21 protein-coding genes are annotated in these 23,940 nt (G+C 50.0%); 19 read left to right on the forward strand and 2 right to left on the reverse strand.

Annotated elements, in window-relative coordinates; translation table 11 throughout:
• Position 1 precedes the first annotated feature (1 nt).
• From B5D63_RS19155 to B5D63_RS19165, 3 genes are read left to right on the forward strand one after another with little or no spacing between them, the layout of a single operon-like run.
• Positions 2-523 (forward strand): flavodoxin domain-containing protein, encoded by a 522-nt coding sequence (locus tag B5D63_RS19155; protein ID WP_078670458.1) that lies wholly within the window; start codon positions 2-4, stop codon positions 521-523.
• The gene (locus B5D63_RS19160) at positions 523-2,028 is read left to right on the forward strand and encodes a L,D-transpeptidase family protein (RefSeq protein WP_078670459.1); all 1,506 of its coding nucleotides are present in this window, start codon (positions 523-525) and stop codon (positions 2,026-2,028) included. Before B5D63_RS19155 ends, B5D63_RS19160 begins: the two co-directional genes overlap by 1 nt.
• Positions 2,029-2,055: 27 nt before the next feature.
• The gene (locus tag B5D63_RS19165; protein ID WP_078670460.1) at positions 2,056-2,334 is read left to right on the forward strand and encodes a zinc ribbon domain-containing protein; all 279 of its coding nucleotides are present in this window, start codon (positions 2,056-2,058) and stop codon (positions 2,332-2,334) included.
• A gap of 130 nt (positions 2,335-2,464) precedes the next feature.
• Here the strand turns inward: B5D63_RS19165 and B5D63_RS19170 are convergent, their stop codons facing one another.
• On the reverse strand, positions 2,465-3,919 hold the full coding sequence (locus B5D63_RS19170; protein WP_078670461.1) for an MAC/perforin domain-containing protein: 1,455 nt from the start codon (positions 3,917-3,919) through the stop codon (positions 2,465-2,467).
• 128 nt (positions 3,920-4,047) lie between these two features.
• On the opposite strand from B5D63_RS19170, the gene B5D63_RS19175 reads away from it, so the two are divergent.
• Positions 4,048-5,151, forward strand: a complete 1,104-nt coding sequence (locus B5D63_RS19175) for a T9SS type B sorting domain-containing protein (protein WP_078670462.1) — start codon at positions 4,048-4,050, stop codon at positions 5,149-5,151.
• On the opposite strand, the gene B5D63_RS19180 is transcribed toward B5D63_RS19175, so the two are convergent.
• Positions 5,143-5,895 carry a sensor histidine kinase gene (locus B5D63_RS19180; RefSeq protein ID WP_078670463.1) on the reverse strand — a complete coding sequence of 251 codons (753 nt, stop codon included), beginning with the start codon at positions 5,893-5,895 and terminating at the stop codon, positions 5,143-5,145. The genes B5D63_RS19175 and B5D63_RS19180 overlap by 9 nt on opposite strands.
• 380 nt (positions 5,896-6,275) lie before the next feature.
• Here B5D63_RS19180 and B5D63_RS19185 point away from each other — a divergent pair, with 380 nt between their 5' ends.
• The 15 genes from B5D63_RS19185 (at position 6,276) to B5D63_RS19255 (ending at position 23,935) form a co-directional block, all read left to right on the forward strand.
• Positions 6,276-6,995, forward strand: a complete 720-nt coding sequence (locus tag B5D63_RS19185; RefSeq protein ID WP_078670464.1) for a response regulator — start codon at positions 6,276-6,278, stop codon at positions 6,993-6,995.
• 133 nt (positions 6,996-7,128) lie between these two features.
• The gene (locus B5D63_RS19190; RefSeq protein WP_235021587.1) at positions 7,129-7,929 is read left to right on the forward strand and encodes a polysaccharide biosynthesis/export family protein; all 801 of its coding nucleotides are present in this window, start codon (positions 7,129-7,131) and stop codon (positions 7,927-7,929) included.
• A gap of 3 nt (positions 7,930-7,932) precedes the next feature.
• Complete coding sequence (locus B5D63_RS19195) at positions 7,933-10,284, forward strand: GumC family protein (protein ID WP_078670466.1); 2,352 nt, start codon at positions 7,933-7,935, stop codon at positions 10,282-10,284.
• Positions 10,285-10,393: 109 nt separating this feature from the next.
• Positions 10,394-10,900, forward strand: a complete 507-nt coding sequence (locus B5D63_RS19200) for a transcription termination/antitermination NusG family protein (RefSeq protein WP_078670467.1) — start codon at positions 10,394-10,396, stop codon at positions 10,898-10,900.
• A gap of 19 nt (positions 10,901-10,919) precedes the next feature.
• A complete protein-coding gene (locus tag B5D63_RS19205; RefSeq protein ID WP_078670468.1) occupies positions 10,920-11,942 on the forward strand; it encodes a mannose-1-phosphate guanylyltransferase in 1,023 nt (340 codons plus the stop codon).
• A 16-nt stretch (positions 11,943-11,958) separates the two neighbouring features.
• A complete protein-coding gene (fcl, locus tag B5D63_RS19210) occupies positions 11,959-12,903 on the forward strand; it encodes a GDP-L-fucose synthase (protein WP_078670469.1) in 945 nt (314 codons plus the stop codon).
• A gap of 11 nt (positions 12,904-12,914) precedes the next feature.
• A complete protein-coding gene (locus B5D63_RS19215) occupies positions 12,915-14,261 on the forward strand; it encodes a UDP-glucose dehydrogenase family protein (RefSeq protein ID WP_078670470.1) in 1,347 nt (448 codons plus the stop codon).
• Between the two features lie 57 nt (positions 14,262-14,318).
• Positions 14,319-15,416: a GDP-mannose 4,6-dehydratase gene (gene gmd, locus B5D63_RS19220; protein WP_078670471.1), complete on the forward strand. Its 1,098-nt coding sequence runs from the start codon at positions 14,319-14,321 to the stop codon at positions 15,414-15,416.
• A 10-nt stretch (positions 15,417-15,426) separates the two neighbouring features.
• Positions 15,427-16,980, forward strand: coding sequence for a lipopolysaccharide biosynthesis protein (locus tag B5D63_RS19225; RefSeq protein WP_078670472.1), 1,554 nt, complete (start codon positions 15,427-15,429; stop codon positions 16,978-16,980).
• Positions 16,981-16,984: 4 nt separating this feature from the next.
• Entirely contained in the window at positions 16,985-18,148 is a 1,164-nt protein-coding gene (locus B5D63_RS19230; protein ID WP_078670473.1) for a glycosyltransferase family 4 protein, read from the forward strand.
• Complete coding sequence (locus B5D63_RS19235) at positions 18,132-19,397, forward strand: O-antigen ligase family protein (protein WP_078670474.1); 1,266 nt, start codon at positions 18,132-18,134, stop codon at positions 19,395-19,397. Before B5D63_RS19230 ends, B5D63_RS19235 begins: the two co-directional genes overlap by 17 nt.
• A gap of 20 nt (positions 19,398-19,417) precedes the next feature.
• Positions 19,418-20,563 (forward strand): glycosyltransferase family 4 protein, encoded by a 1,146-nt coding sequence (locus B5D63_RS19240; protein WP_078670475.1) that lies wholly within the window; start codon positions 19,418-19,420, stop codon positions 20,561-20,563.
• Between the two features lie 11 nt (positions 20,564-20,574).
• Positions 20,575-21,501, forward strand: a complete 927-nt coding sequence (locus tag B5D63_RS19245) for a polysaccharide pyruvyl transferase family protein (RefSeq protein WP_078670476.1) — start codon at positions 20,575-20,577, stop codon at positions 21,499-21,501.
• Positions 21,502-21,503: 2 nt separating this feature from the next.
• The gene (locus B5D63_RS19250) at positions 21,504-22,862 is read left to right on the forward strand and encodes a hypothetical protein (protein WP_078670477.1); all 1,359 of its coding nucleotides are present in this window, start codon (positions 21,504-21,506) and stop codon (positions 22,860-22,862) included.
• A complete protein-coding gene (locus tag B5D63_RS19255) occupies positions 22,859-23,935 on the forward strand; it encodes a glycosyltransferase (RefSeq protein WP_078670478.1) in 1,077 nt (358 codons plus the stop codon). The genes B5D63_RS19250 and B5D63_RS19255 overlap by 4 nt, the downstream gene beginning before the upstream one ends.
• Positions 23,936-23,940: the final 5 nt, after the last annotated feature.

Raw genomic sequence — 23,940 nt, forward strand, 5'->3', positions numbered from 1 at the left:
GATGGACAAAAAAGGTATTATCATCTACAAAGGAAAATATGGCGCTACGCAACAATATGCCACCTGGCTGGCCGCGGCACTCGATATTCAGGCTGTAACAGCCGGTAAAGAAACGAAGGAACAACTGTCGAACGCCGCCTACGTCATCCTGGGAACCAGTATTTACATCGGAAAGCTGCAGCTGCGCCGTTGGATCAGCAACCATACGGACCAGCTGGCAGATAAAAGATTATTTCTCTTTCTCGTGGCCGGTACGCCCGTATCGGAAAAACAAAAGCTGGAAGCATACCTCAACGCCAATATCAGCGCCGGCATCAGGAGCAGGTGCAAGTGCTTTTTCCTGCCCGGCAAACTGGAATTCAGAAAACTCTCCCGGCTGGACAGATGGTTATTGACCATCGGCGCGCGGTTGGCCAAAGGACGCAGTGAAACCATTGTGACAGCAGATTATAACCACGTGCGGCCCGAAAACCTCGATGATATCATCAAAGCCGTAAGAGCGGCAAATGAAGTACCCGCCTGATGAAACCGCTCCTGTCCATATTACTGCTTTTTTATGGGTTGCATACAGCGGCCCAGCCGGTTCGCCCGGCCGGACCACCAGTGGACGCAGGTGTTCAACTTTTTTACCAGAAAACCGGAGGACGCAGCGTCTGGACCACAGCAACAGGTCGATCACATTTTGATTGGCTGTCCGCCTGTCTTCAAAAAGCGGTTTACCTGGGATTGGACCCGCATGACTATCAGCCACTTTTGATAAACGCGCTGGCAGAGAACCGCCTGCAAATGGCCACAGCAGCAGACACATTGCGTACTGATATCCGGATAACTGAAACGGCCATACGCTTTTTCATGGACGTGGCATTCGGACGCATGACAACACCACCCGTAAAATACAACGAGTTACCTCCCCCGCAAGATATCGCCACCAATATAGCCGCCAAACTGGCCGACTCCCTTTTAGCCGGAAATCTTTCGTATTTCCTGCAGGCCATAGAGCCTGCAGACACTACCTACCTGCAGCTGAAAAACAGCATTGCAATATGCTATGCAGCCATGGCGGACACCGCTTTTAGAGAAAAGGCCGTAACATCATTGAAGGCAGACAGCTCCAACACCCCGCTGTTAGTGAGGTTAAAACAACTCGGGATCAGGGATTCGATTTCCGGCGGTAACACAAAAACCCTACAGGAAGAAATCAGAAAGGCGCAGCGGCTGTTTAATATGCTGGACGACGGGGTATTGAGAGAGCGGTTCCTGAAAGCACTGAATACACCGCTGTCATACCGGTTACAGGAACTGCACAATGGGCTGAATCAGGCCCGGTGGCTTTACTACTATAAAACGCAGACTGCCGTTGTTCTGGTAAATATCCCTTCCACAACGTTGTTTTTTTATGACCATGGCAAAACCGTACTGTATTCAAGGGTAATAACCGGAAAGAAAAGCACGCCAACTCCCACCCTGGGTAGCAGACTGACCGAAGTGATACTCTTTCCCTACTGGACCGTACCTCACAAAATAGCAGTGCGGGAATTGTTGCCCTACATAAAAAGAAACCGGCAATACCTCGCCGACAACCAGTATGAGATACTGGACAAGTCAGGCCGCATCGTAGATCCCGCCACTATAAGCTGGAGCGATCTTGGCGCCGGTAACTTTCCTTATGTTATCCGGCAGAATACGGGTTGCGATAATTCCCTGGGTATTGTAAAGTTGAATTTTTACAGCCCTTTTGGCGTTTACTTGCACGATACCCCGGGAAAAAATCTGTTTATGTTGCAACGGCGTTTTTTCAGCCACGGATGCGTCAGAGTGGAAGATGCGGTACAACTGGGACATTTACTGGTGAAGGAGGAAGCGGCAGCAGCCATGATGGCGCTGGAAGCAAAGGGAAATCAACCGGACCAGAAACCTGTTGTATTCCGGATTCCGGCTACCGCCTATGTGTTTATCCTGTATAATACCGCCTGGCCGGATGCCTTTGGCCAGGTTAAGTTTTATGAAGATGTTTACGAAAAGAACTGAATCCGTTAACTTTTAACATTTATCCTCATGGGAAACAGAAAATTTTGTCAAAGCTGTAGTATGCCACTGGACAATACAGCACTTCTGGGAACAGAAAAAGACGGTTCCTTTAGTCAGGATTACTGTAAATATTGCTATCAGCACGGAGCGTTTACTCATCCCGGGTTCTCACTGGATGACATGAAACAGCACATGACGAGCCTGATGGACAAGCAAAAAATGCCGGAAGATATATTGGAAGCTGCTATCAGCCGTCTGCCGCATCTAAAAAGATGGAGCGGAAAAGACCCTGGCAGTATACGTTGAAAGTGTAATCATCTGTATTGAAGCTCACCGGCGCCAGTATACCATTCAGTGTTTTCACCAAAGCGCGATAGGAAAAACAGGGCCTTCCTTGTGGGAGGCCCTGTTCATCATATAGATGCTTTCATACAGCTTAACGGATGTAAGGCGTTTTGAAGGCGTAAAAAGCTACCCCAAGATATGTCCAGCCATTCTGCTCATAAGGGTAATCATACCTGTTGATCGTATAGGTATGGTTGTTATTACCCTGATGATAGAACGCATGTACCGGCTGGGTGCCGGCTACCTGTGTGGTAAAGGCATAGAATGACGGACCAAAATACTGGAAGCCATTCTGCTCATACGGCCAATCGAACCGGTTAATGGTAAACACGTGGTTGAAATTGGTCGGGTGGTAAAACTCGTGCACCGGCTGACTTCCTTCTACCTGGGAAGTAAAAGCATGGAAGTTATTGCCCAGGTAAGTCCATCCATTACCGGCATAGTCATAATTAGCCGGGTCAATGGTCATGGTATGGTGGTTACCGCCGTAGTGATAGTACACATGTACCGGATCTGTGCTGGTTTTCACCTGATGATCGATCAGGTATTGGGTCACATAATCTTTCACCGCAGTTCTTTTCACCGGATCGGAGATCAGGTCATAGATGGGTATGAGGCCATTGAAGTTGATATCCACCAACTCCGAGTTGGCCAGCGTAGCGCTGGACTGCCAGGCGGAAACGTCGATCTTGGGAACGGTCTGGTTCGGGTTGTCGCTCAGCACGATGGTACCAAAAAGCCCTTTGGTAGGATCACCCCCAACAGTCTGGTAATACAGGCGCTGGTAGAAGTTTTTGCTGGAATAGCTGGAGCTGGCGGCGCCCTGTACATTTACGCTGAAAATAGAGCCTGCAGCCACGTTCAGGCCGGCAGAAGCGGCACGGAACCTGTCCTCATTGCGGGTCTGTGACTGGTACAGGAAATTCAGCTTGGCGCCCAGCAGGATGCCCGACATCACGTGCGTGCCATAGCGGCTCACCAGTGCGGCTGGCGTGCTGGCCGCGATATCGGCCTTGAACGCAGGCGTCAGGTACTTCCTGAGCAGGGCGGTGTCGGCCGCGAATTTCAGGGTGCGCTGCTTGATCAGGATGTTGTAGCTGCTGTACACAAACCTGGACGAATAAGCGCTGGAGTCGCTGAAAGCGCTCTTCAGGGTAGCGGAAAACATCTTCAGTTTAGCGGTTACTTCCAGCCGTAAAGACAAACTTTTCGTATAGTCTTCACAGTTAATACCCGACACCAGTTGCTGGTCCTGTCCCTGTGTCTGGATAATCTCCACGCGGCCTGGCTGTTCGGTGCTCAGGCGGGCAACGTCGATAATCTGGTAAGTGGCAGAGGTGGCGCTGGCATAGTTTCCCGTGAGATCATAGCCGAAGCCCAGCAGGTTGTACTGCGGGTCCGCGAAAGACCGGAGTTCTGTAACGGATACGCCATTCAGCGCTTCCGGCTGCAATTGGTCATTTTGTGTGAACTGTTTACTACAGGAAGTTAACAGGCTCCCCAGCAATGCCACTGCCGGCAGCATCGCGAGCTGTTTTTTGTTCATAGAGGGCACACACCGTCACGATAGATCATCAGGCGGACATTATGGCCTGTCAGACGATACACAAACTACTACTTTGAGTATATGCTCCCATTACCATAACCGGTAATTTTGGGAAGCAAATCAGCGGTATGTTTTCAGGACACGGTATTGTTTATGGAATAATATTATGCGGCTATTTTTTCCTGACGCATACAATCCAGGCGAATGCGCAGCATATAGCCATGCAAAACCCGTCTATGGAAGGGCGGCCCGGAAAGGGAATCATACCTGCTCCCTGGTTTATTACGGCGGGCACACCTGACACGCAGCCAGGCATTTTGGGTGTTCTGCAGTCACCGTCGGCGGGCAACAGCTATATCGGCATGCACAGCGGGAAAGAATTCCTGGAAGGCTTCGGGCAGCAATTACCGCAATCACTGACGCCGCATACAACCTATGTATTGAGCTTTGATATGGCCTTTACCGCCAATTATCTTTATCCGGCCTGCTATGGCAACCTGGCGATCTATGGTGGCAACACTCCCGGAGATACCGCGGCTTTATTATGGTCGTCGGGCAATTTTACCCATACGGACTGGCAGCGGTATCATGCCGTATTCAGCGCAACTGCCGCATGGCGTTATATTTCCTTCTGGGCTTACCCCGTAGCGCCCTGTAATAAAAGCCAGTTTGGCATTGCATTGCTCATAGATCATTTCTCTGCAATAGATGAATTGATACTGCCTGCGGCAACAGCTACAGTAAAACCATGTAGTTGCGAAGCGGTAACTGACGGTCGTATCCTGCTGCATGTTGCTGGCGGCGTGCCACCCTTTCAGTATAGACTGAATAAAGGACTATGGCAAACAGACAGTGTTTTTACCCGTCTCCCGACAGGGCCGTATATCGGTGAGATCATGGACAGTCATGGTTTTGGCGCCAGTGTTGATATCGTTGTGACATCGCCGTGGAAAAACTGCCTGGTGGTCCTTCCTACAGCATTCACGCCTAACAACGACGGACAGAATGATATTTTCCGGCCCAAAGTATACGATGACATTCATGACTACCGGCTACGGGTGTACGATAGATGGGGCAACCTGGTATTTACCAGCCAGACCCCGGATGCGGGTTGGAATGGTACTTTCAGAGGATCGCCCGCAGGCGTGCAGTCCTATGTATATATATGCTCCTATACAGACAGCCGGCAGGAAACTCACCTTCAGAAAGGAAGCGTGCTGTTACTACGCTGAATGCCCGCCAGGATTATTATCAGGCACATAGGGAAACATAAGCGTAAAAACGGTGCCTGCTGCACCGCTGCTTACGGCAATAGTACCGTTGTTAGCCATAACAAAACGCTTTACGATGGCCAGCCCCAGGCCCGCGCCCGCCCTGCTGCCTACATTTCTCCCGCGAAAGAATGGCGTAAATAAAAACGGTATATCCTTCTCCGGTATACCGATACCCGTGTCTTTTACTTTAATGTAAAGCCCCTTTTTCCCGTAATGTAAACGCAGTAAAGGCCCCTGCCCCTGGGAGTACTTGAATGCATTCCCCACAAGATTGGTAAGGATGCCCGTCAGCTGACTTTGATCGATGTAAATATGACGGCGCGCTCCGGAAACCCGGATGCTGAGTTGCCGCTTATCGGCACGCTGGTGGAAGTACTGACGTCTGATCATACCAACAAAAGCAACAACGTCGGTAGCTTCCGGACGTGCCACCATACTTCCGGACACCATGCTGCCGCTGATGAGAATGTCATCCACCATGTTGTTTAGTAATGTTATCTCCTCTTTAATGCGGGATAAATTCCGCTTGTAAAAAGGCAACATCAATGCATCCAGTTCCATTTTTGTCTCCAGCAATTCTATAGAAGATGTAATGGCGGTAATGGGCGTTCTAAACTCATGTATGGCCATGGAGATGTATTCAGACCGCATTTCCTGCAATGATGTCTTCCGGGCCGCACGCCCGCTGATAGGTTCCCGCATACACTGGATTTTCGGTTGATAGAAAATAAGGTTATTTCGAACAATATGGTTTTAGTCGCACTAACAATATATGGATTGTTTTCAACAAAAATTTATATCTATTTTTTTATAATAAAAATATCTTTGTTATTATAATATTAAAAATCAATTAATTAAGCAAAAAATAGCAAAAATACCTTTTCTATAATCACATAAAATATTCATATATTTTTTTTTTCACACTTCAAATATATCATCATCAAGTTTATAATAAATATGTATTTCTAATTAATAAACAATTATTTAAAATTTATCTCTAGCAAGCTATTAATTTTCCATTTATCTTTATATAAAGATTATCTAATTATACCATATCAACCGAAAACCTCCCTCCTTTTTGTATGCTTAACATTGGAATCATTGAAGACAATCATTTTCTTTTGAATAACTACCGCGAGTTTCTCGAGGATTTTCAGGAGTGCAAAGTTGTGTTTGCCTGCCAAACGATAGAAGAGTTTATGGCATTATCGGTGACCTATCCGGACGTTGGGGTAATATTGGTGGATATCACATTGCCCGGCATATCAGGTATAGAAGGAATAACAGAAGTAAAGCAGCGCTATCCGGAGGCCAAAGTGATTATATTATCCGGTCACGATGGTAAACAATACATTATTGAATCGATTAAAAAAGGGGCCAGCGGCTATATTATTAAAACAAGCCGTCTGAGTGATATCTATCAGTCTGTAATGGACACCGTGCAAAGTGGCGCAACCTTATCTCCTAAAGCAGCGCATATGCTGATCAGCCATCTCAACGAAAATCCGCTGGAAAGCATTAAGAACAAACTTACCCGCAGGGAATATGAATTAGTGCAACTGCTGAAGGAAGGTTACTCATATAAGGAAATGGCGGAGCGTTTGTTCGTTACCGTATTTACGGTGAACCAACACCTGAAAAAGGTATATCAGAAACTGAATGTTTCTTCCAAATCAGAATTGATTTCAAAAATCTGGTCAAATAATTTATCCTCTCTCCTTTCTTTTGGCATTATCTCCGGAAATTTTCTATATTTTTCTTTTAATGATATGTTGACCGGTTTTCTTGCCGGTCTACTTTAATGAGTAGTAACACTGCTGCGCCAGCAGCAATTTGTACTGTAGTAAGTAATTGATTGCAGGTTGTAACTGGAGTAATATTGTATGGAGCGGAAAGGAGTGTGCAAGTGATGATATTAAATGCCATATAATGATATTGAAAACCTGCTTAACCTGGATAGGATGGGGACTACTATGCTTCAATTGTTTGTTTACTTCCTGCACGTCAACCAAAAATGCTGTTTATTTCAGTGACGTAAAAGACACCGTACTATCACCGGTGGACGGAAACTTCGAACCAAGGATACAAAAGAATGATATACTACAGATCAACGTGAGCAGCCTTAATCCGGAAGACGTTATCATTTATAATGTATCCAACATGACTTCAGCGTCTGGCACAGGGGGAGCGAATGCAGGAGCGGGTGCTATGCTGGGAGGGTTCCTGGTGAATGATCAGGGATTTATCCAATACCCGGTACTGGGACCTGTTAAGGTAGCCGGCCTTACTAAAAAAGCGCTTACCGACTACCTGCATGACCAGCTCACAACACGCAAACTGCTGGTTGATCCTGTGGTAAGCATCCGTTTTCTCAACTATCGTGTTACCATACTGGGAGAAGTGAGCAAACCAACAGTAGTAAATGTTACCAACGAAAAAATATCCATACTGGAAGCCTTGGGAATGGCAGGCGACATAACAGTGTTCGGCAAACGCAACAACATCCTGCTGATACGGGAGGTTGACCACGAACGGATCATCCGCCGCATCGATCTGAATGACAAACGCATCCTCAATTCCCCCTACTATTTTCTGCAATCAAACGATATACTATATGTAGAACCCAACAAGTCAAAGATCGCAACGGCCGACCGGTCCCGGCAAATATTGCCCATTGCGCTCAGCAGCTTGTCGTTACTCGTTATTATCCTGGACCGTTTAGTTATCAATAAGTAGCATATGCAAAAGGTAAATGGAAATAAAACCCAGCCCGGTGAAACGCCACAGAGCCTGCTAACGTTCATCCGTTCGCACTATCTGCCCTACTGGCCTATGTTTGCAGTAGCGCTGGCGGTCGCCCTTGCTGGTGCATTCCTGTATCTTCGGTATGCTACGCCACTGTATAAAATATCCGGGGTACTGCTGGTACAGGAAGCCTCTAACGGCCTTGGCGCCAGCGATATGCTGCAATCACTTGACCTGATGGGCGGCAGCAAGACCGTCATGGAAAATGAAATTGAGATACTGAAATCACGCACGTTGACAAAAGCGGTTATCCGAAATCTTAACCTATACGGAGAAGTAATAGAGAAAGGGAAAATAAGGGATGTGGCACTTTACAAAAACAGTCCGCTGAAATTTATCTTCCTGGAACCGGAGACGATACAAATAGCCTCAACAGGCACCTGGCCGTTTACGTATGATGAAGCTGCCAGGCAGGTAACGATCGAGGGCAATAAATACCGTGTAGGCGACACCGTGCAAACACGATGGGGCAAACTACTGATACAATCTCAGGGCAAACACGCAGATACAACCGTCAGCTATTCCCTGCACGTGATGACAGAAAAACAGTGGATGCAGCTGTTGCTGGCGACCATAAAAGTTACACCCGCCGCGAAAGCCGGCAGCGTGGTAGACCTGGAGTATACCGATGCGGCACCGGACCGCGGTGAAGATATTATCAATGAATTGATCCGGGTATACAATAAAGCGGCAGTGGAGGACAAGAACAGGACCTCCGCCAATACCATGCACTTTGTGGAAGAAAGGCTGCGTATTGTAAGCGCTGAACTGGGACAGGCAGAAACGCAGGTGGAACGTTTTAAAACAACAGCAGGAATAGTGGACATCGGGGAACAAAGCAAATTGTTCCTGGCCAGCGTACAGGAAAATGACCGCAAGATCAGCGAGGCCAACATTCAGTTGTCCATACTGGACGCCATCGAAAAATACGTCACCAGCCAACAATCTACCGGCAATATCGTACCAGGCACTATTGGCCTCACCGATGCTGTACTGCTGGAACTGGTGGCCAAACTGTCAGAAACAGCGTTACAACTGGAACGGCTACGTAAAACGACCGGAGAAAACAGTCCCCTGCTGGCCAGCCTCAACAGGCAGATGGAACGGCTGAAGCCTGCCATCATGGAAAATATCGGCAGCTTACGGGCTAACCTGCAGGCCGGGCTAACACGGCTTCAGGCGGAAAACAACCGGAACATGAGCATTATTCGCAGCGTGCCCGGAAAAGAAAAAGCTTTGCTGGAAGTCAGCCGGCAACAGGCCATCAAGAATAATATCTACACCTTCCTGCTCGAGAAACGGGAGGAAACAGCGCTGGCTTATGCCGCCGCGGTATCGGACAGCCGGATAGTGGACGCCGCCGAATCCGCCGCCTACCCGTTTAGCCCGCAGAAGTCAATGGTACTCGGCATTTCCGCGCTCACCGCACTGGCCCTGGTAGTGGGATTCGTTTCACTGAAAGACATGATGAACCGGGAAGTGATGTTCCGCGCAGATATTGAAAGCGTAACGAGCGCCCCTGTTGCAGCTGAGATTATGCATCACAATGGCAACGATCCTGTGGTGATGAGTAACAACAGCAGAACTGCCATCGCGGAACAGTTCCGCGCATTGCGCACCGCTTTGTCCTATATCGGGTTGAACGGTGACCGGAAAACACTCATGATCACCTCTTCCATTTCCGGGGAAGGCAAAAGCTTTATATCGGTAAACCTCGCGCTGAGCCTTTCACTGGCAGGGAAAAAAGTGGCCCTGATGGAATTTGACCTCCGCAAACCCATGATCAGTAAAATGTTGCACATGCGCGCCAACCCGGGCATCAGCAACTACCTGGTAGGCACGGCGTCGTTGCAGGACGTTCTGCAGAAAGTGGGCGACAACGGATTTTTATACCTGCTGTCGGCCGGCATCATGCCTCCTAACCCCAGCGAACTGATTCTCAACGGTCAGCTGGAAAGCCTGCTGAACGAACTAAAAGAACGTTTCGATTATATCATTATCGACTCCGCCCCGGTAGGACTTGTAACAGACGCCAGGCTGATCGCCCCGTTCTGCGACGCTACCCTGTATGTGGTGCGCCATCAGCGTACCCCCAAGCACTACCTTAAACTGGTGGAAGAACTTTACCAGAACAGGGAACTGGGGAAACTGAATATTGTGTTTAACGGTATAAAACGGCAAGGTGTAGCCGGTTACGGATATGGGTCAGGATACGGCGACATCAACGGCTATGGCTACACTGAGCCGGTCAAAAAAACAGGCTGGTTTAAACGCAGCATAAAATAACGACTGGCATACCCGGTCACACTACATATACGATCAACGGGCAATCAACGCCCGGTCCCGCCTTTATAAACTCCACACGAACTATCCGATCACCTTAAAACCGGCTCTTATGTTTAATGAACAACCATTAGCATGGTATGCGGTATATACCAGGGCTAAATGCGAAAAGAAAGTAGCTGATCTGCTCACCCGCAAAAAAGTGGAGCACTATTACCCCGTCAAGCAGTTGGTCCGCGGCCGTAAGATCGTTGAGACGCCCCTCTTCGCTTCTTACGTATTCGTTCACATCCCTGAAAGCAGAAGCTGGGTAGTACGCGAAACAGAAAACGTGGTGAACTTCGTCTACTGGCTGGAGCAACCGGCCATTATCCCGGATCACGAAATTGCACTGATCCGGCACTTCCTCCGGGATTATGAAGAAGTATCTGTAGAACATTTTCCCATACAGGCAGGCAGGGAAAGCACATCACCTTCCGGCGGCAAAATCATACAACTCGGCAGCAGCCGCGTAAAAGTAGCGCTAAACAGCCTGGGTTGTATGCTGACAGCAAGCATTCCATCGAGGGAAGTGAGGGTGATTGCCGGAAACAAAACCGCCAACGGACATCATTACTGATTTAAACCAACGATATCTTATGATGCAGCATATCATTCTCTGTGGTGGTTCCGGCACCCGGCTATGGCCTTTGTCGAACCAGCAAACGCCTAAGCAGTTACTCACCCTGTTCGACGGCTACAGTCTCCTCCAGCTGACTTTCCGGCGAAACCGTTTTGCCTGCGACAAGGTAATGGCCATCGTCAACGAACAGCAGGCCGGGATCGTAGCGGAGCAACTGGAGCAGGCAGGCGCATCGGCACCGGTATGCCTCGCAGAACCCGTAGGCCGCAATACTGCCGCCGCCATCGCGCTGGCTGCTTTTGTGGCCGACCCGGACACTATTTTACTGATCACCCCTGCCGACCATCTCATCGGCACTCCCGACCGGTATGCGACAGCCATAGAGACCGCCGGCATCCTCGCCGCGGGAAACCATGTCGTTACCATCGGGTTGGTACCCACCTACCCGGAAACAGGATTCGGCTATATCAGCTACTCCGGCCATGACGTACTGCGGTTTGTGGAAAAACCCGATCGCGTAGTGGCAGAGGCCATGCTGGCTGCCGGCGGATTCCTGTGGAACAGCGGCATCTTCTGCTGCAAAGCCCGTGTATTGTTGCAGGAACTGCAACAACATGCACCTGCTATTTACGAAGCTACCGCCATTGCCGCCGCTGAATGGAAAACCACCGGTGTATTACGAAAAGAAACGATGGAAGCCATCCCATCGGACAGTTTCGATTATGCCGTACTCGAAAAAAGCGGCATCGTAAAAGTAGTACCCTCAAAAATGGACTGGAGCGATGTAGGCAGCTACGAAGCCCTGGCTGACGCACTCTCCCGGCATTATCAATACCGCAACCACCAGGCGGTATTTATCGAAAGTGATCCGCAAAAAAACATCGTGATCGGAAAAGACAAACTCGTAGCACTGGTCGGCGTCGAAAACATGGTGGTAGTCAATACCGCCAGCGCGCTGCTCATCATGAAACGCGGCCGTGGCCAGGATATCAGGCAGCTGCATCAATGGGTAAGGGATAACCGCCCCGAATTACTTTAAACATTAACCAAAGCATATGAAAGCAAATGATCCTGTGTATATAGCCGGTCACCGTGGCATGGTGGGTGGCGCCATTAAAAGAAAACTGGAAACACTGGGCTATCATAATATCATTACACGCAGCTCCGGTAGCCTTGACTTACGTAAGCAAGAAGAGGTGGATTCGTTCTTTGCTGCCGAAAAACCAGCCTATGTATTTCTGGCAGCCGCAAAAGTAGGTGGCATACTCGCTAACAACACGTATCGGGCAGAATTTCTCTATGATAACCTGATGATTGCTGCCAATGTAATACATGCCGCCTGGAAACACGGCGTCACCAAACTGCTGTTCCTCGGCAGCTCGTGTATATACCCCCGGATGGCGCCACAGCCTATCAAAGAAAGCTTTTTACTGACAGGCCTCCTGGAACCGACCAACGAGCCTTACGCCATCGCAAAAATTGCAGGCATCAAATTATGCGAAGCCTACCGCGATCAGTATGGCTGCAACTTTATCAGCGTAATGCCCACTAATCTTTTTGGCATCGGCGATAACTACCACCCTCAAAACGCCCATGTGCTGCCGGCACTGATCCGCCGCTTCCACGAAGCAAAAATGAATAATAAACCATCGGTCACCGTATGGGGAACGGGAACGCCCAGACGGGAATTTCTCTTCGCCGACGACCTCGCGGACGCCTGCGTATACCTCATGCAGCACTATAATGAAAGAGAACCCGTGAATATCGGCAAGGGAGAAGACCTGACCATTAAACAACTGGCCGAGCACATCAGGGAAGTGGTTTGTTACAAAGGGGAAATAATATTTGACGCCGGCAAACCAGACGGCACTCCCCGCAAACTGATGGACGTATCCGCACTGCGCCGGTTGGGATGGAAACATAGCACCAGCCTGAAAGAAGGATTGGTAATAGCTTACAGAGACTTCCTGCAACAGGACCAGTTAAAATTACATGCTTAAATATCAATAGTATGAAAGTAGTCATCGCAGGTACAGGATATGTTGGCCTGGTAACCGGAGCCTGTCTGGCGGAAGTGGGCACAGAAGTGGTTTGTGTTGATGTAGATGCAGCCAAGATCACCCGTTTGCAAAACGGTATACTCCCCATCTACGAACCAGGCCTGCAGGAAATAGTGATGCGCAACCAGGAGAGCAAGCGTTTGTCGTTCACCACCGAAATGTCCGCCGCATTACCGGGAGCAGAAGCCGTATTCATTGCCGTAGGCACGCCACCGGGAGAAGACGGCAGCGCCGACCTTCAGTATGTTCTTCAGGTAGCCGGCCAGATAGGGCAGCTGATGGAGCAATACCTGGTCATCGTTACCAAAAGCACCGTGCCGGTAGGTACTGCCGTCCGTGTAAACCGCGCAGTGAAAGAAGCCCTGTCCGCCAGGCAACGCCTGCTCGACTATGATGTGGCCTCCAACCCGGAATTTCTGAAAGAAGGCGCGGCGATAAATGACTTTCTGAAACCGGACCGCATAGTTGTTGGTGTTAATACCTCGCGGGCCAGACAGACGCTGGAACAACTATACCGCCCCTTTCTGCTGAATGGGCACCCGATCCTGTTTATGGACATCGCTTCCGCCGAAATGACCAAATATGCCGCCAATGCCATGCTGGCTACCAGGATATCCTACATGAACGATATCGCCAACTTATGCGGGCTGGCAGGGGCCGACATCAACCAGGTACGCAAAGGTATCGGCAGCGATCCCAGAATCGGCAAACACTTCCTGTACCCCGGCATTGGTTATGGCGGGTCCTGCTTCCCGAAAGACGTAAAAGCACTACTGCAAACAGGCCGGGAATACGGCTACCAGCTCCGTATCCTGGATGCGGTGGAAGCCGTTAATGAAGATCAGAAACAGCTGTTGTTCCGGAAAGTGCTCCGTCATTTTGATGGCAATATCCGCAACAAAAAATTCGCCGTATGGGGATTATCGTTCAAACCCAATACAGACGACATGCGGGAGGCGCCGTCGCTGGTACTGATCCGCAGCCTGCTGGAAGCCGGGGCCACTGTCAGCGCGTATGACCCCGTTGCCATGAAAGAAGCTGCAACTTATCTCGGCAACAGCATCACTTTCACGGATGACATGTACAGCGCCGCAGAAAATGCAGCAGCGATACTGCTGGCCACCGAATGGAATACGTTCCGCATGCCGGACTGGCTACGCCTGCGCAACCTTATGCAATCGCCCGTGCTGTTCGACGGTCGCAATATTTATGATGACGTGCAGCTGATCAAACTGGGCTTTACCTACTACGGTATCGGTAAATCGGCCACCTCCAGCGTAGATGCGCTGACACAATAGCGGATACCCGGCATGCCCATAATAACTATTTCTATCACCCACTAAAATTACGATTGTATGAAAGTAGCCCTGATAACAGGCATCACAGGCCAGGATGGCGCCTACCTCGCAGAACTGCTGCTGAAAAAAGGATATATGGTCCACGGCGTAAAACGGCGCGCATCCCTGATCAATACAGAACGGATCGATCATTTGTACCAGGATATGCACAGCGAAAATGTACGCTTTCGTTTACACTATGGTGATATGACCGACAGTACCAACCTGATCCGCATTATCCAGGAAACGCAACCCGACGAAATTTACAACCTGGCAGCCATGAGCCACGTAAGAGTAAGTTTTGACACTCCTGAATACACGGCCAATGCCGACGGCATCGGCACCCTGCGCCTGCTGGAGGCGCTGCGCATCCTGAAAATGGAGAAGAAAACCCGCATCTACCAGGCCAGCACATCAGAGTTATATGGCCTCGTCCAGGAAGTGCCACAGCGCGAAACCACCCCCTTCTATCCCCGCAGCCCTTATGCCGTGGCCAAGTTATACGCCTACTGGATCACCGTTAACTACCGCGAAGCCTACGGCATGTATGCCTGTAACGGCATCCTGTTTAACCACGAAAGCCCGTTACGCGGAGAAACATTTGTCACCCGCAAAATCACCAGGGGAGCGGCCGCCATCGCATTGGGCCTGCAGGATAAACTATACCTCGGCAACCTGGATGCGCAACGCGACTGGGGACATGCAAAAGACTACGTGGAAGCCATGTGGCGCATCCTGCAACAGGAGCAACCCGACGACTACGTCATAGCCACCGGCATTACCACCACCGTACGCGAATTTGTGCGTATGGCGTTCGCGGAACTGGGCATTACCATCTCTTTTCAAGGCAGCGGCGCTACTGAAACCGGTATTGTCACCGCCTGCTCGAAAGAGGAATATACTTTACCGTTAGGAAAAGAAGTGGTAGCCATCGATCCCCGCTATTTCCGCCCTACGGAAGTGGAACTGCTCATTGGCGACCCTACCAAATCCAAAACGGCGCTCGGCTGGGAGCCTGCCTACGATCTCGCTGCGCTGGTAAAGGAAATGATGACCAGCGACGTGGAATTGTTTTCCCAAAAAGAAGTCACACTACTGGAACACTTAATCGGGTAAATCAGGGACCATGCAGGCAGCGAACAGAGTAATATTGAACACAGGCGCGCTTTATGGACGGATGCTCCTCACCGTTTTCATCTCGTTGTACGCCACCAGGCTGATACTGAACCAACTGGGCGCGGCCGACTACGGGTTGTTTAACCTGGTCGGAGGCGTGATCACCATGCTGTCATTTCTCAATATTGCCATGACTATTAGCACGCAGCGGTATATGTCGTTTCACATCGGCACGAAAGACAGTCATCAACTAAAGATGGTATTCAATACCAGCGTATTGCTGCATTTCATACTGGGAATAGCTATGGTATTGTTGTTTGAAGTGGCAGGCCATTACCTGTTTGATCATGTACTGAACTACCCGGCGGAACGGACCCTGGCAGCAAGGATTATCTACCAGTTCATGATCGCCAGCGCCTTTTTCACCATCGTTTCAGTACCCTGCGACGCCACATTGATAGCACAGGAGAATATGGTCATGGTGGCAATACTGGGCGTCGTTGAATCTCTGGGGAAACTGCTGATCGCCGTAGCACTGCAATATACCGGCCACGATAAGCTGATCGCCTACGGCGCTATGATGGCATCACTGACCATACTGCTGCTGCTGTTCAAACAGCTGTACTGCGCCGCGAAATACCCGGAGAGCAGGATCAGCATAAAACGGTATTTCAACCGGCAGCTGCTGGCCGAAATGTTCACTTACGCAGGATGGAACATGTTTGGCGCAGGCAGTGTGGTGGCGCGTAACCAGGGACTCGCCCTGGTGCTCAATGTCTTCTTTGGCGCTATCGTCAACGCAGCCTATGGCATCGCTTACCAGGTAAACGCGCAATTGAGCTACTTTTCGGTTACCATGCTAAGAGCATTAAACCCGCAGATCATAAAAAGTGAAGGTAGCGGCGATCGCCCACGGATGTTGCGCCTCGCCATGATCGCCAGTAAATTTTCATTTTACCTGCTAAGTTTCTTTGCCGTTCCCCTGATGATAGAAATGCCCTTTGTGTTACAATGCTGGCTAAAGCAGGTGCCGGAATACACCGTCATGATGTGCCGCTTAATCGTCATCGCCACGCTCATCAACCAGTTATCCGCCGGCATACAGGTGGCCGTTCAATCCGTTGGAAAGATCAGGCAATACCAGGTAGCTGTAAGTACCATCGTGTTGCTTAACCTGCCCGTGGCCTGGCTGCTGCTTTCGGCCGGCTACCCTCCTTCCGCCGTTCTGATCAGCACTATCTGCATAGAGATGGTGAGCGGGGCCTATCGCATGATGGCAGCACAAAAAATCACCGGCCTGTCTCCGCGGACATATGCCAGGCAGGTGGTCCTCCGCGCCATAGTACCGGTGCTGTTATCTGCAGCCATTGCAGGTATCCCCCAATGGTGCCTGCCCCAGGGATTTGTAAGGCTGGGTCTCACCATGATAGTGAGCGCACTGGCCACAGGCATATGGATACGATTAATAGGATTGACGCCGGAAGAGACGACAAAACTGGAACAACTATTCAGCCGGGCGGTTTCAAAATTACAGGCAAGACTGATCGTATTAAAAGCGAACTAACGATATGCATATACTCTTCTTCACAGACATTTCGCCTTTCCCACAAAACGGGGGAGAAAGAATCAGGAGTTACTACCTGATCAAATCCCTGTCGCAGCTGGGACACGAGGTTATTGCCGTGGTGCGGAACGTGGAAAAAGCGGATCCGGCGCTTTATCATCTCCCTCATGTTACGTTCCATACGTATGAAGTAAAAGACTTTGACCTGCTGACGCGCATTACCGGTAAACAGTACTTCCAGCGCTCCCCCGTCATCATGGACATATTCCGGAAAATATGCCACGAATACCCGGTAGCGGTCGCCATACTGGATTACGGCTATGTAGGCCATTACATCTCCTTCTTTTCCGCCAGGAACATCCCCGTGATCCTGGGAACTCACAATGCCCAACCGATGATCACCTGGCAGCTGCCATCGGGCAACCTGCCGGACAGGTTACGCAAACTACAGCTGTTTAGCATGGAAAAACTGCACGAACGGCTCTACTTTAAAAAGGCAGCGGCCGTATTGGTGGTCAGCGATGACGACCGTGCCTATCACACGCGTTTCCTGCCGGAAAAAAAAGTATTCACCGTACCCAATTTCCTTGACCAGAAAGATTATCTGCTGTCGGGCAAAAAACAACAACGGGTGCTGGTGATGACGGCCAACTTCGGCGTATACATGAATTTCGCCGGACTGAAATGGTTTATTGAAAATGTATGGGACAACGCGCTGGCCGCAAAATACGACCTGTGGCTCGTAGGCAGAGGCTCGAAGGAAGCATTGAAAAGTATCACCGGTAAAGAGGATTACAAGAATATTGTTGCCTTCGGCAAAGTAGACGATGTGAAGTGGTATATCTCTGTGGCCACCGCGGTCATCATCCCCTTGATACACGGCAGCGGCACCCGGCTGAAATGCCTGGAAGCCATGGCGCTCGGCACACCGGTCATCAGCACTTCCAAGGGCGTGGAAGGTGTCAGAAGCAACCACTTCATAGTGGCCGACGGACCGGCAGCCTTCAAACAGTCACTGCTCTCCTTCGACAGCGATACAGACAAAGGCGTCCTTTTACAAAAAGATTTCCAGAAAGAATACAGTCTGGAGGTCAACAAACAACGCTTACAACAGATTATTAACTACGCCGTACGCGGTAAAATGACAACCCATGCTCAACCGGTTTAAGATAGCGCTGTATACATTGCTCAGTGGCGTGAATGTAGCACTGGTGGGTCAGCTGAAACTGAATGAAGTCATGGTGCTGCTTTCCGCCCCGTTTGTATTTGACATCCGCGATTTCAGGGCTTTCCCGATGTTTCGCAAAATCATCGTGGCACTGACAGCGTTGTTTGTTTTTCAGGTTATCACCGACTTGTTCGTCGTGAACAGCACCGCCGAAAATTTCATGCGCGGATGGGCCGCCATTATCATGTCCATACTCTCTTTTCTCTTTCTGTTCAAAATAATGAAAGATGATACCATCATCTTCTTCTTCCTGTGTATGACCCTCATAAAGAACATTATATGGACAGACGACAATGCAGACACGGACATGTCCTATTTCAAATTTAAAATGGTGCCTATCCTCTCCTACGGCGTATATATCCTTTCTTTTTTATTATACCGGAAAGGCCACTGGAAAGCAGTTCTGGCGCTGTTGCTGTCATACTGCCTGCTGTGTATCGCAAGGGATTCCCGCTCAACAGGGATGATCTTTTTCCTGGGCGCTATCATCATTTACTGTTTTAACAGCGGGATGCAACTCACCCGCGACCGGCTCCTGGTATTTGGCATAGCGGGACTGCTGCTCTTCCAGTTTGCCTACGGATGTTATGTGACTGCTGTATTAAACCATGAGTGGGGTGGAGAACATGCATCGGAGCAGATAGAGCGCCTCGACAATCCCTACAACCCTTTGGAGCTGCTGATGACAGGCCGCGGTGAAACCTTTGCAGCACTGGCAGCCATCAGCGACGCCCCGTTGTTCGGCCATGGTTCCTGGGCGAAAGACGATAACCTCAAATATTACCGCATCCTGCTGCTCTACCAGAATGAAGAAATGAATGAGCGGCTGGCCACCTCCACCGACCACCTGATCCCCAGCCATTCCATTTTGCTGGGGGCCTGGGTCAACTGCGGAATCGGTGGATTCCTGGCGGTGCTGGCGGTATTTATCCTGCTGCTGAGGATGGGATGCTACCTGATAGGCAATGCAGCAGACACCGCATTGTATCCCGTGTTGGTACTAATGACCCTTGGAGTCGTCTGGACCTTTCTTTTTTCACCGATACAGCAGCTGCGGTTCAATATCCCGGCCATCGGCGCTATACTGCTGCGGGCATACTATGAATGCATTACGGAAAGACATGAAGCAGCAGCGATGGAGCCTGCACCCCAAAAAATGGTTTTCATCTCCCCGAAGGGGGAAATATAAATGGCAAAAAAACAAGCACGATGAAAATATGCTTTATCACACTCGGCGATATTAAATCCATTGCCACCATGAAACGGGCCATCGGCATGGCCAACCCTCTTCTGTCAATCGGCTGGGAGGTGGCTATCATTGCGCAGGACAGTAACGAAAACAGAAAACGCATTGCCATGGAATGCAGTGATGCCGTGCAGGTGCATTATTATCCCGAAGGTACGGCAACGGAAGAAGTACGTATTAAAACAGCCCTGGTAAATGAAATAGGCCCGGACTACATTGTCTTTTGCTCTTTTAGCTTCCGCAACCGGATTCTAAAAAACAAACTAAAACACAAGCCCATCATACTCATTGAACACTCAGAGTTACCCTCCGGCATCCCGGACAACAGGGGCCTGCGTAAATATGCAATGCTGGCGCTGGAACAATGGTCGGTATTATATGCAGACGGGTTATTATGTGCCAGTCAATATCTCTGTAAGACCTATACGAAAAAAGCGGCGCAGCTCTTCCGGAGACAGTTACCCATACTCTACTCCCCCTATGCTTTCAACAACGACGTGGTGGAATCCCCCCGCGTCCGCTACCAGGAGTTAAAGGAAATGTATGCCGGTAAAACGCTGCTGCTCTATATGGGCACGCTTACCCGTAACTATGGGCTGTTTAGTATGCTGCAGGCCATGGAAATGATCTGCCGCGAACGTCCGGATACGACCCTGTTGCTGTTGGGAAGGGGACGCCATCAGGAAGAGGCCAAAGTTTTTGTGGAGGAGAAGGGATTATCTCCACAGGTACAATTCCTGGGTTATACGCCGGAAGAGGAACTAAGCTCCTATTTCGCCGCCGCAGACGCCTTTATATCTCCGCTGAATGATACTGTACAGGATTGGGCGCGTTGTCCCAGCAAAATCTACATGTACATACCTTTTAACAAACCGGTGTTTACCGGCAATATTGGCGAGCCGGCGGAGATATTTGGCAGGGATGGACATTATTTTGACAACAGGGCGCCGGCTTCGTTGGCGGCGCTTATCGGCCGGCTGGCATCGGGGGAGCTGAAGCCGGCGCCGGTGGATAAAGCGGCACACAGCTGGGAAAAGCGCGCCATTGATTTCACCGCATGGACCAACAGTAATTATGCGTCCAAAGTATTACCCATTGCTAACCTATAAATGCATGCAACGTGAATTATGTTTATTACAGAGATCCTAAAGGTAATTTTGGGGATGACCTGAACGGTTGGTTGTGGCCGCAGTTGTTTGGCGAGGGAAAAAATGATGATCCCGATGTGTTCCTCGGCATTGGCTCCATCCTGTACGATGGTTCACCGCTGTTCCGAGACCTGGCGGCACAACGTAAAATTGTATTTGGGGCCGGCGTCCGGCCCACCCATAAAACATTTCAACTCAGCAGCCGCTGGGATATCCGTTTTCTGAGAGGACCGTTATCAGCCTATGCTTTTAACAATCAGTTTCCCTATATCGCCGATGCCGCTTATGCTATCCGTCAACTGCCGGAGTTCAACAACCTGCTGCACCTACCTAAAAAATACAACGTAAGCGTAATGCCCTATTTTAAATCAGTGCCTTTTTTCGATTGGCAAAGCATCTGTTTCCGGTTGGGATTCAACTACATCTCTCCACACGCCGAAAAGGGCGTAGCGCATACGCTGCAGGAGATTGCCGCTTCCCGCTACGTGATCACCGAAGCCATGCACGGCGCTATCCTGGCCGATGCGTTGAGGGTTCCCTGGCACAGGTTTTTGTTGTCTACCCCCCATACGGAAGGCAGTGGCGTATCGGAGTTTAAATGGATGGATTGGCAGACAGCCATCCACCTCTATAATATCAACGCCACTCCGGTAAAGCTGTACCGCAAATCATTCCTGCACCAGGAAATAAAGTCGATCTCCGGCAATCGTATCAGCGCGGAATTTTTCATCCCCGGACGGGTAAAATCCGAGTTACTGAAAACACTGGAAAACATAGCGGAGTTCTATCTGTCGGAGGACGCCGTGATCAGGCGTATTGACGATAAAATTCATGACCAGACGGCACTGTTGCGGAGCGAACAGTCAATAGATACATCCTCATTTATTACAACACATTAGTTATGCAAAGGGAATTCATTTTATCAGCCGGAGAAGGGCATTTCTTTTTTGGATTTCATGACCTGGTAGCATGGAATGCTGCCGGCGATAAGCTATTGGCTTTGCAGGCGCCGGACATTACGGCGCCGCCGGACCCGCAGGTAGCATGCGGTATTGGTTATTTTGACGCCTCCAGGCAGTTTCACCGGCTGGGCGGCACCTATGCGTACAACTACCCGCAGGGCGCCCGTCAGCAGTGGATCGGGGGCACAGACACCTTTATAGTAAATGATCGCGTAGGAAATAAATGGGGAGCCCGTATCTATGATACAGGCACCGGCCGCTGCGTATCTACATTACCATTGCCCGCACATGTGATCACAGACGAAGGGATGGCTTTTGGATTAGATTATGCGCGGCTATTCCGTGTTGGTGGATATGGTTATACCGGACTTCCAGACAAACAGGCGCATATCCATGCGCCTGTGGATTCCGGGATCACTAAACATAATATATATACCGGTGAACAGTCGCTGTTGCTATCCGTAGCAGCAGTGGCTAACTACCGGATGAACCCTTCGCTCGGGCAGCATCATTACATCACCCACCTGGTCCTGAACCCCTCACAAACAAAGCTGGCGTTCTTACACCGGTATAAGCTGAAAGATGGTGGTGAAACAACACGGCTGATGACCGTCGCCACAGACGGCAGCGGGCTTAAATGCCTGTCCACAGGCTTCCTTAGCCATTTCGACTGGAAAGATGACCACCATATTGCCATCTGGGGAAGGACCGGCAGCGGTATAGAAAAGCTCCGCGGGTCGTTGCTGTATAAAATGATGCCGGCCGGCCTGATCGCCAACGGTAAAAAGATATTGAAGCAACTATTGTATACGCGGACGAAAGGCGCTAAAGCAGTAGCGCCCTTTAACTGGCTGCTGCTCGAAGATACGGACGACGCCATACCCGCTATGCTGGCGAAAGACATTATCACGGAAGACGGCCATCCGATGTTTTGCCCGGCCGACCGGGACTGGATGATCTGTGACACCTATCCCGACCAGCAGGGCATCCGCACACTGTTTCTCTTCAGATACAGCACGCAACAAAAAACAACATTGGGCACCTACCGGATGATCGATACCAAACCAGATCTGCAACTGGCCGGCCGGCTGCTGGAGGGAGTAGATGAAGGCGTATTAAAAGCATTTTCGCTGGAGCAGCTGGCCTTCACCAGGAGTGGACTTCACTGCGACCTGCATCCCCGCTGGAAGCGCGATGGCAGCCTGGTGGCTTTTGACTCCATTCATGAGGGCAGCCGGTTGATCTATGGATACGATGTGAGCAACATTATTCACACAAATAAAAACCTGTTGGTATGATAGCGATCCTACAGCCACTGGTACCTCATTACAGGGAACATTTCTTTAACCGGCTGCGGGAGCAGGCGCCGTTTGACCTGTATTGTTATAGTGGCGCGAAAGCTCTCCGGCAGCAGCACCTCGCTGCCGGCCGCACTTCAGTCAAACCGCTGCCTGCCTGGAACATAGGGCCGTTTGTACTATACAACCCATTGCGTTTTTTTAAATCGGACTACAAGGTATTGGTACTGATGCTCAATTTCGCCCACCTGTCTACCTGGCTCATTCTGCTGCTCAAACCATTCCTGAAACAAAAGGTGATCCTCTGGGGGCACGGCATTTCCGTCAAGCGATATGTACAGGAAGAACAACAGCCCAGCCGCCCGCTGAAATGGATGATGCAGCTGGCGGACGCCACCTGGTTTTATACCCCCCGTGAAATGGAGCTATGGCAAAGGGTTATGCCCGGCTTAAATGCCGTAGCCTTGAATAATACTATTTCGGAAGTAGAGCGGATCATACAACAGCCGGCGCCCGACAAGGCATTGCTAAGAAAGAAATACGGTATTACCGGCAGCAGGGTACTGATATACTGCGCCCGGTTTAATGAAACTGGCAGGCGTATTGACCTTCTGTTGAAGCTCATCGCGGAGACCGACCCCGCAGCATACAACTTCATCATTATCGGGGCGGGAAAATACAAACCTGCCTTCAATGAATATCCTCATGTACATGACTTTGGCGCGGTATACGACACCGCCACCAAACAGGAACTGTTCGGACTGGCAGACCTCTATTTCCAGCCCGGATGGATTGGGCTGTCTGCCGTGGAAGCAATGGCTTATGGCAAGCCGGTATGCACATTCAAGCGCAGCGAGGCAGTATTGCAATGCGTAGAATACAGCTATATCCGGGATGGCTATAACGGTTTGATCTTTAAAAACATGGACGAGTGCCTGTATATACTGGACACCCTTTCGGACGAAGAAATTGCCGCCATGGGCCGGCAGGCCAGGTGTTTTGTAGAAGACAACCTGACAATGACCGCCATGGTGAATAATGCGGCGCACTCACTGCACGCGATGGACCAATAATACTC

This window comes from Chitinophaga eiseniae (genome assembly GCF_900167135.1).
Taxonomy (GTDB): Bacteria; Bacteroidota; Bacteroidia; order Chitinophagales; family Chitinophagaceae; genus Chitinophaga; species Chitinophaga eiseniae.

Bases quoted from the DNA above. Each gene is read 5' to 3' on its own strand.
- B5D63_RS19155 (WP_078670458.1), top strand. From the start codon at position 2: ATGGACAAAAAAGGTATTATCATCTACAAAGGAAAATATGGCGCTACG.
- B5D63_RS19160 (WP_078670459.1), top strand. From the start codon at position 523: ATGAAACCGCTCCTGTCCATATTACTGCTTTTTTATGGGTTGCATACA.
- B5D63_RS19165 (WP_078670460.1), top strand. From the start codon at position 2,056: ATGGGAAACAGAAAATTTTGTCAAAGCTGTAGTATGCCACTGGACAAT.
- B5D63_RS19170 (WP_078670461.1), bottom strand. From the start codon at position 3,919: ATGAACAAAAAACAGCTCGCGATGCTGCCGGCAGTGGCATTGCTGGGG.
- B5D63_RS19175 (WP_078670462.1), top strand. From the start codon at position 4,048: ATGTTTTCAGGACACGGTATTGTTTATGGAATAATATTATGCGGCTAT.
- B5D63_RS19180 (WP_078670463.1), bottom strand. From the start codon at position 5,895: ATGCGGGAACCTATCAGCGGGCGTGCGGCCCGGAAGACATCATTGCAG.
- B5D63_RS19185 (WP_078670464.1), top strand. From the start codon at position 6,276: ATGCTTAACATTGGAATCATTGAAGACAATCATTTTCTTTTGAATAAC.
- B5D63_RS19195 (WP_078670466.1), top strand. From the start codon at position 7,933: ATGCAAAAGGTAAATGGAAATAAAACCCAGCCCGGTGAAACGCCACAG.
- B5D63_RS19200 (WP_078670467.1), top strand. From the start codon at position 10,394: ATGTTTAATGAACAACCATTAGCATGGTATGCGGTATATACCAGGGCT.
- B5D63_RS19205 (WP_078670468.1), top strand. From the start codon at position 10,920: ATGATGCAGCATATCATTCTCTGTGGTGGTTCCGGCACCCGGCTATGG.
- fcl (WP_078670469.1), top strand. From the start codon at position 11,959: ATGAAAGCAAATGATCCTGTGTATATAGCCGGTCACCGTGGCATGGTG.
- B5D63_RS19215 (WP_078670470.1), top strand. From the start codon at position 12,915: ATGAAAGTAGTCATCGCAGGTACAGGATATGTTGGCCTGGTAACCGGA.
- gmd (WP_078670471.1), top strand. From the start codon at position 14,319: ATGAAAGTAGCCCTGATAACAGGCATCACAGGCCAGGATGGCGCCTAC.
- B5D63_RS19225 (WP_078670472.1), top strand. From the start codon at position 15,427: ATGCAGGCAGCGAACAGAGTAATATTGAACACAGGCGCGCTTTATGGA.
- B5D63_RS19230 (WP_078670473.1), top strand. From the start codon at position 16,985: ATGCATATACTCTTCTTCACAGACATTTCGCCTTTCCCACAAAACGGG.
- B5D63_RS19235 (WP_078670474.1), top strand. From the start codon at position 18,132: ATGCTCAACCGGTTTAAGATAGCGCTGTATACATTGCTCAGTGGCGTG.
- B5D63_RS19240 (WP_078670475.1), top strand. From the start codon at position 19,418: ATGAAAATATGCTTTATCACACTCGGCGATATTAAATCCATTGCCACC.
- B5D63_RS19250 (WP_078670477.1), top strand. From the start codon at position 21,504: ATGCAAAGGGAATTCATTTTATCAGCCGGAGAAGGGCATTTCTTTTTT.
- B5D63_RS19255 (WP_078670478.1), top strand. From the start codon at position 22,859: ATGATAGCGATCCTACAGCCACTGGTACCTCATTACAGGGAACATTTC.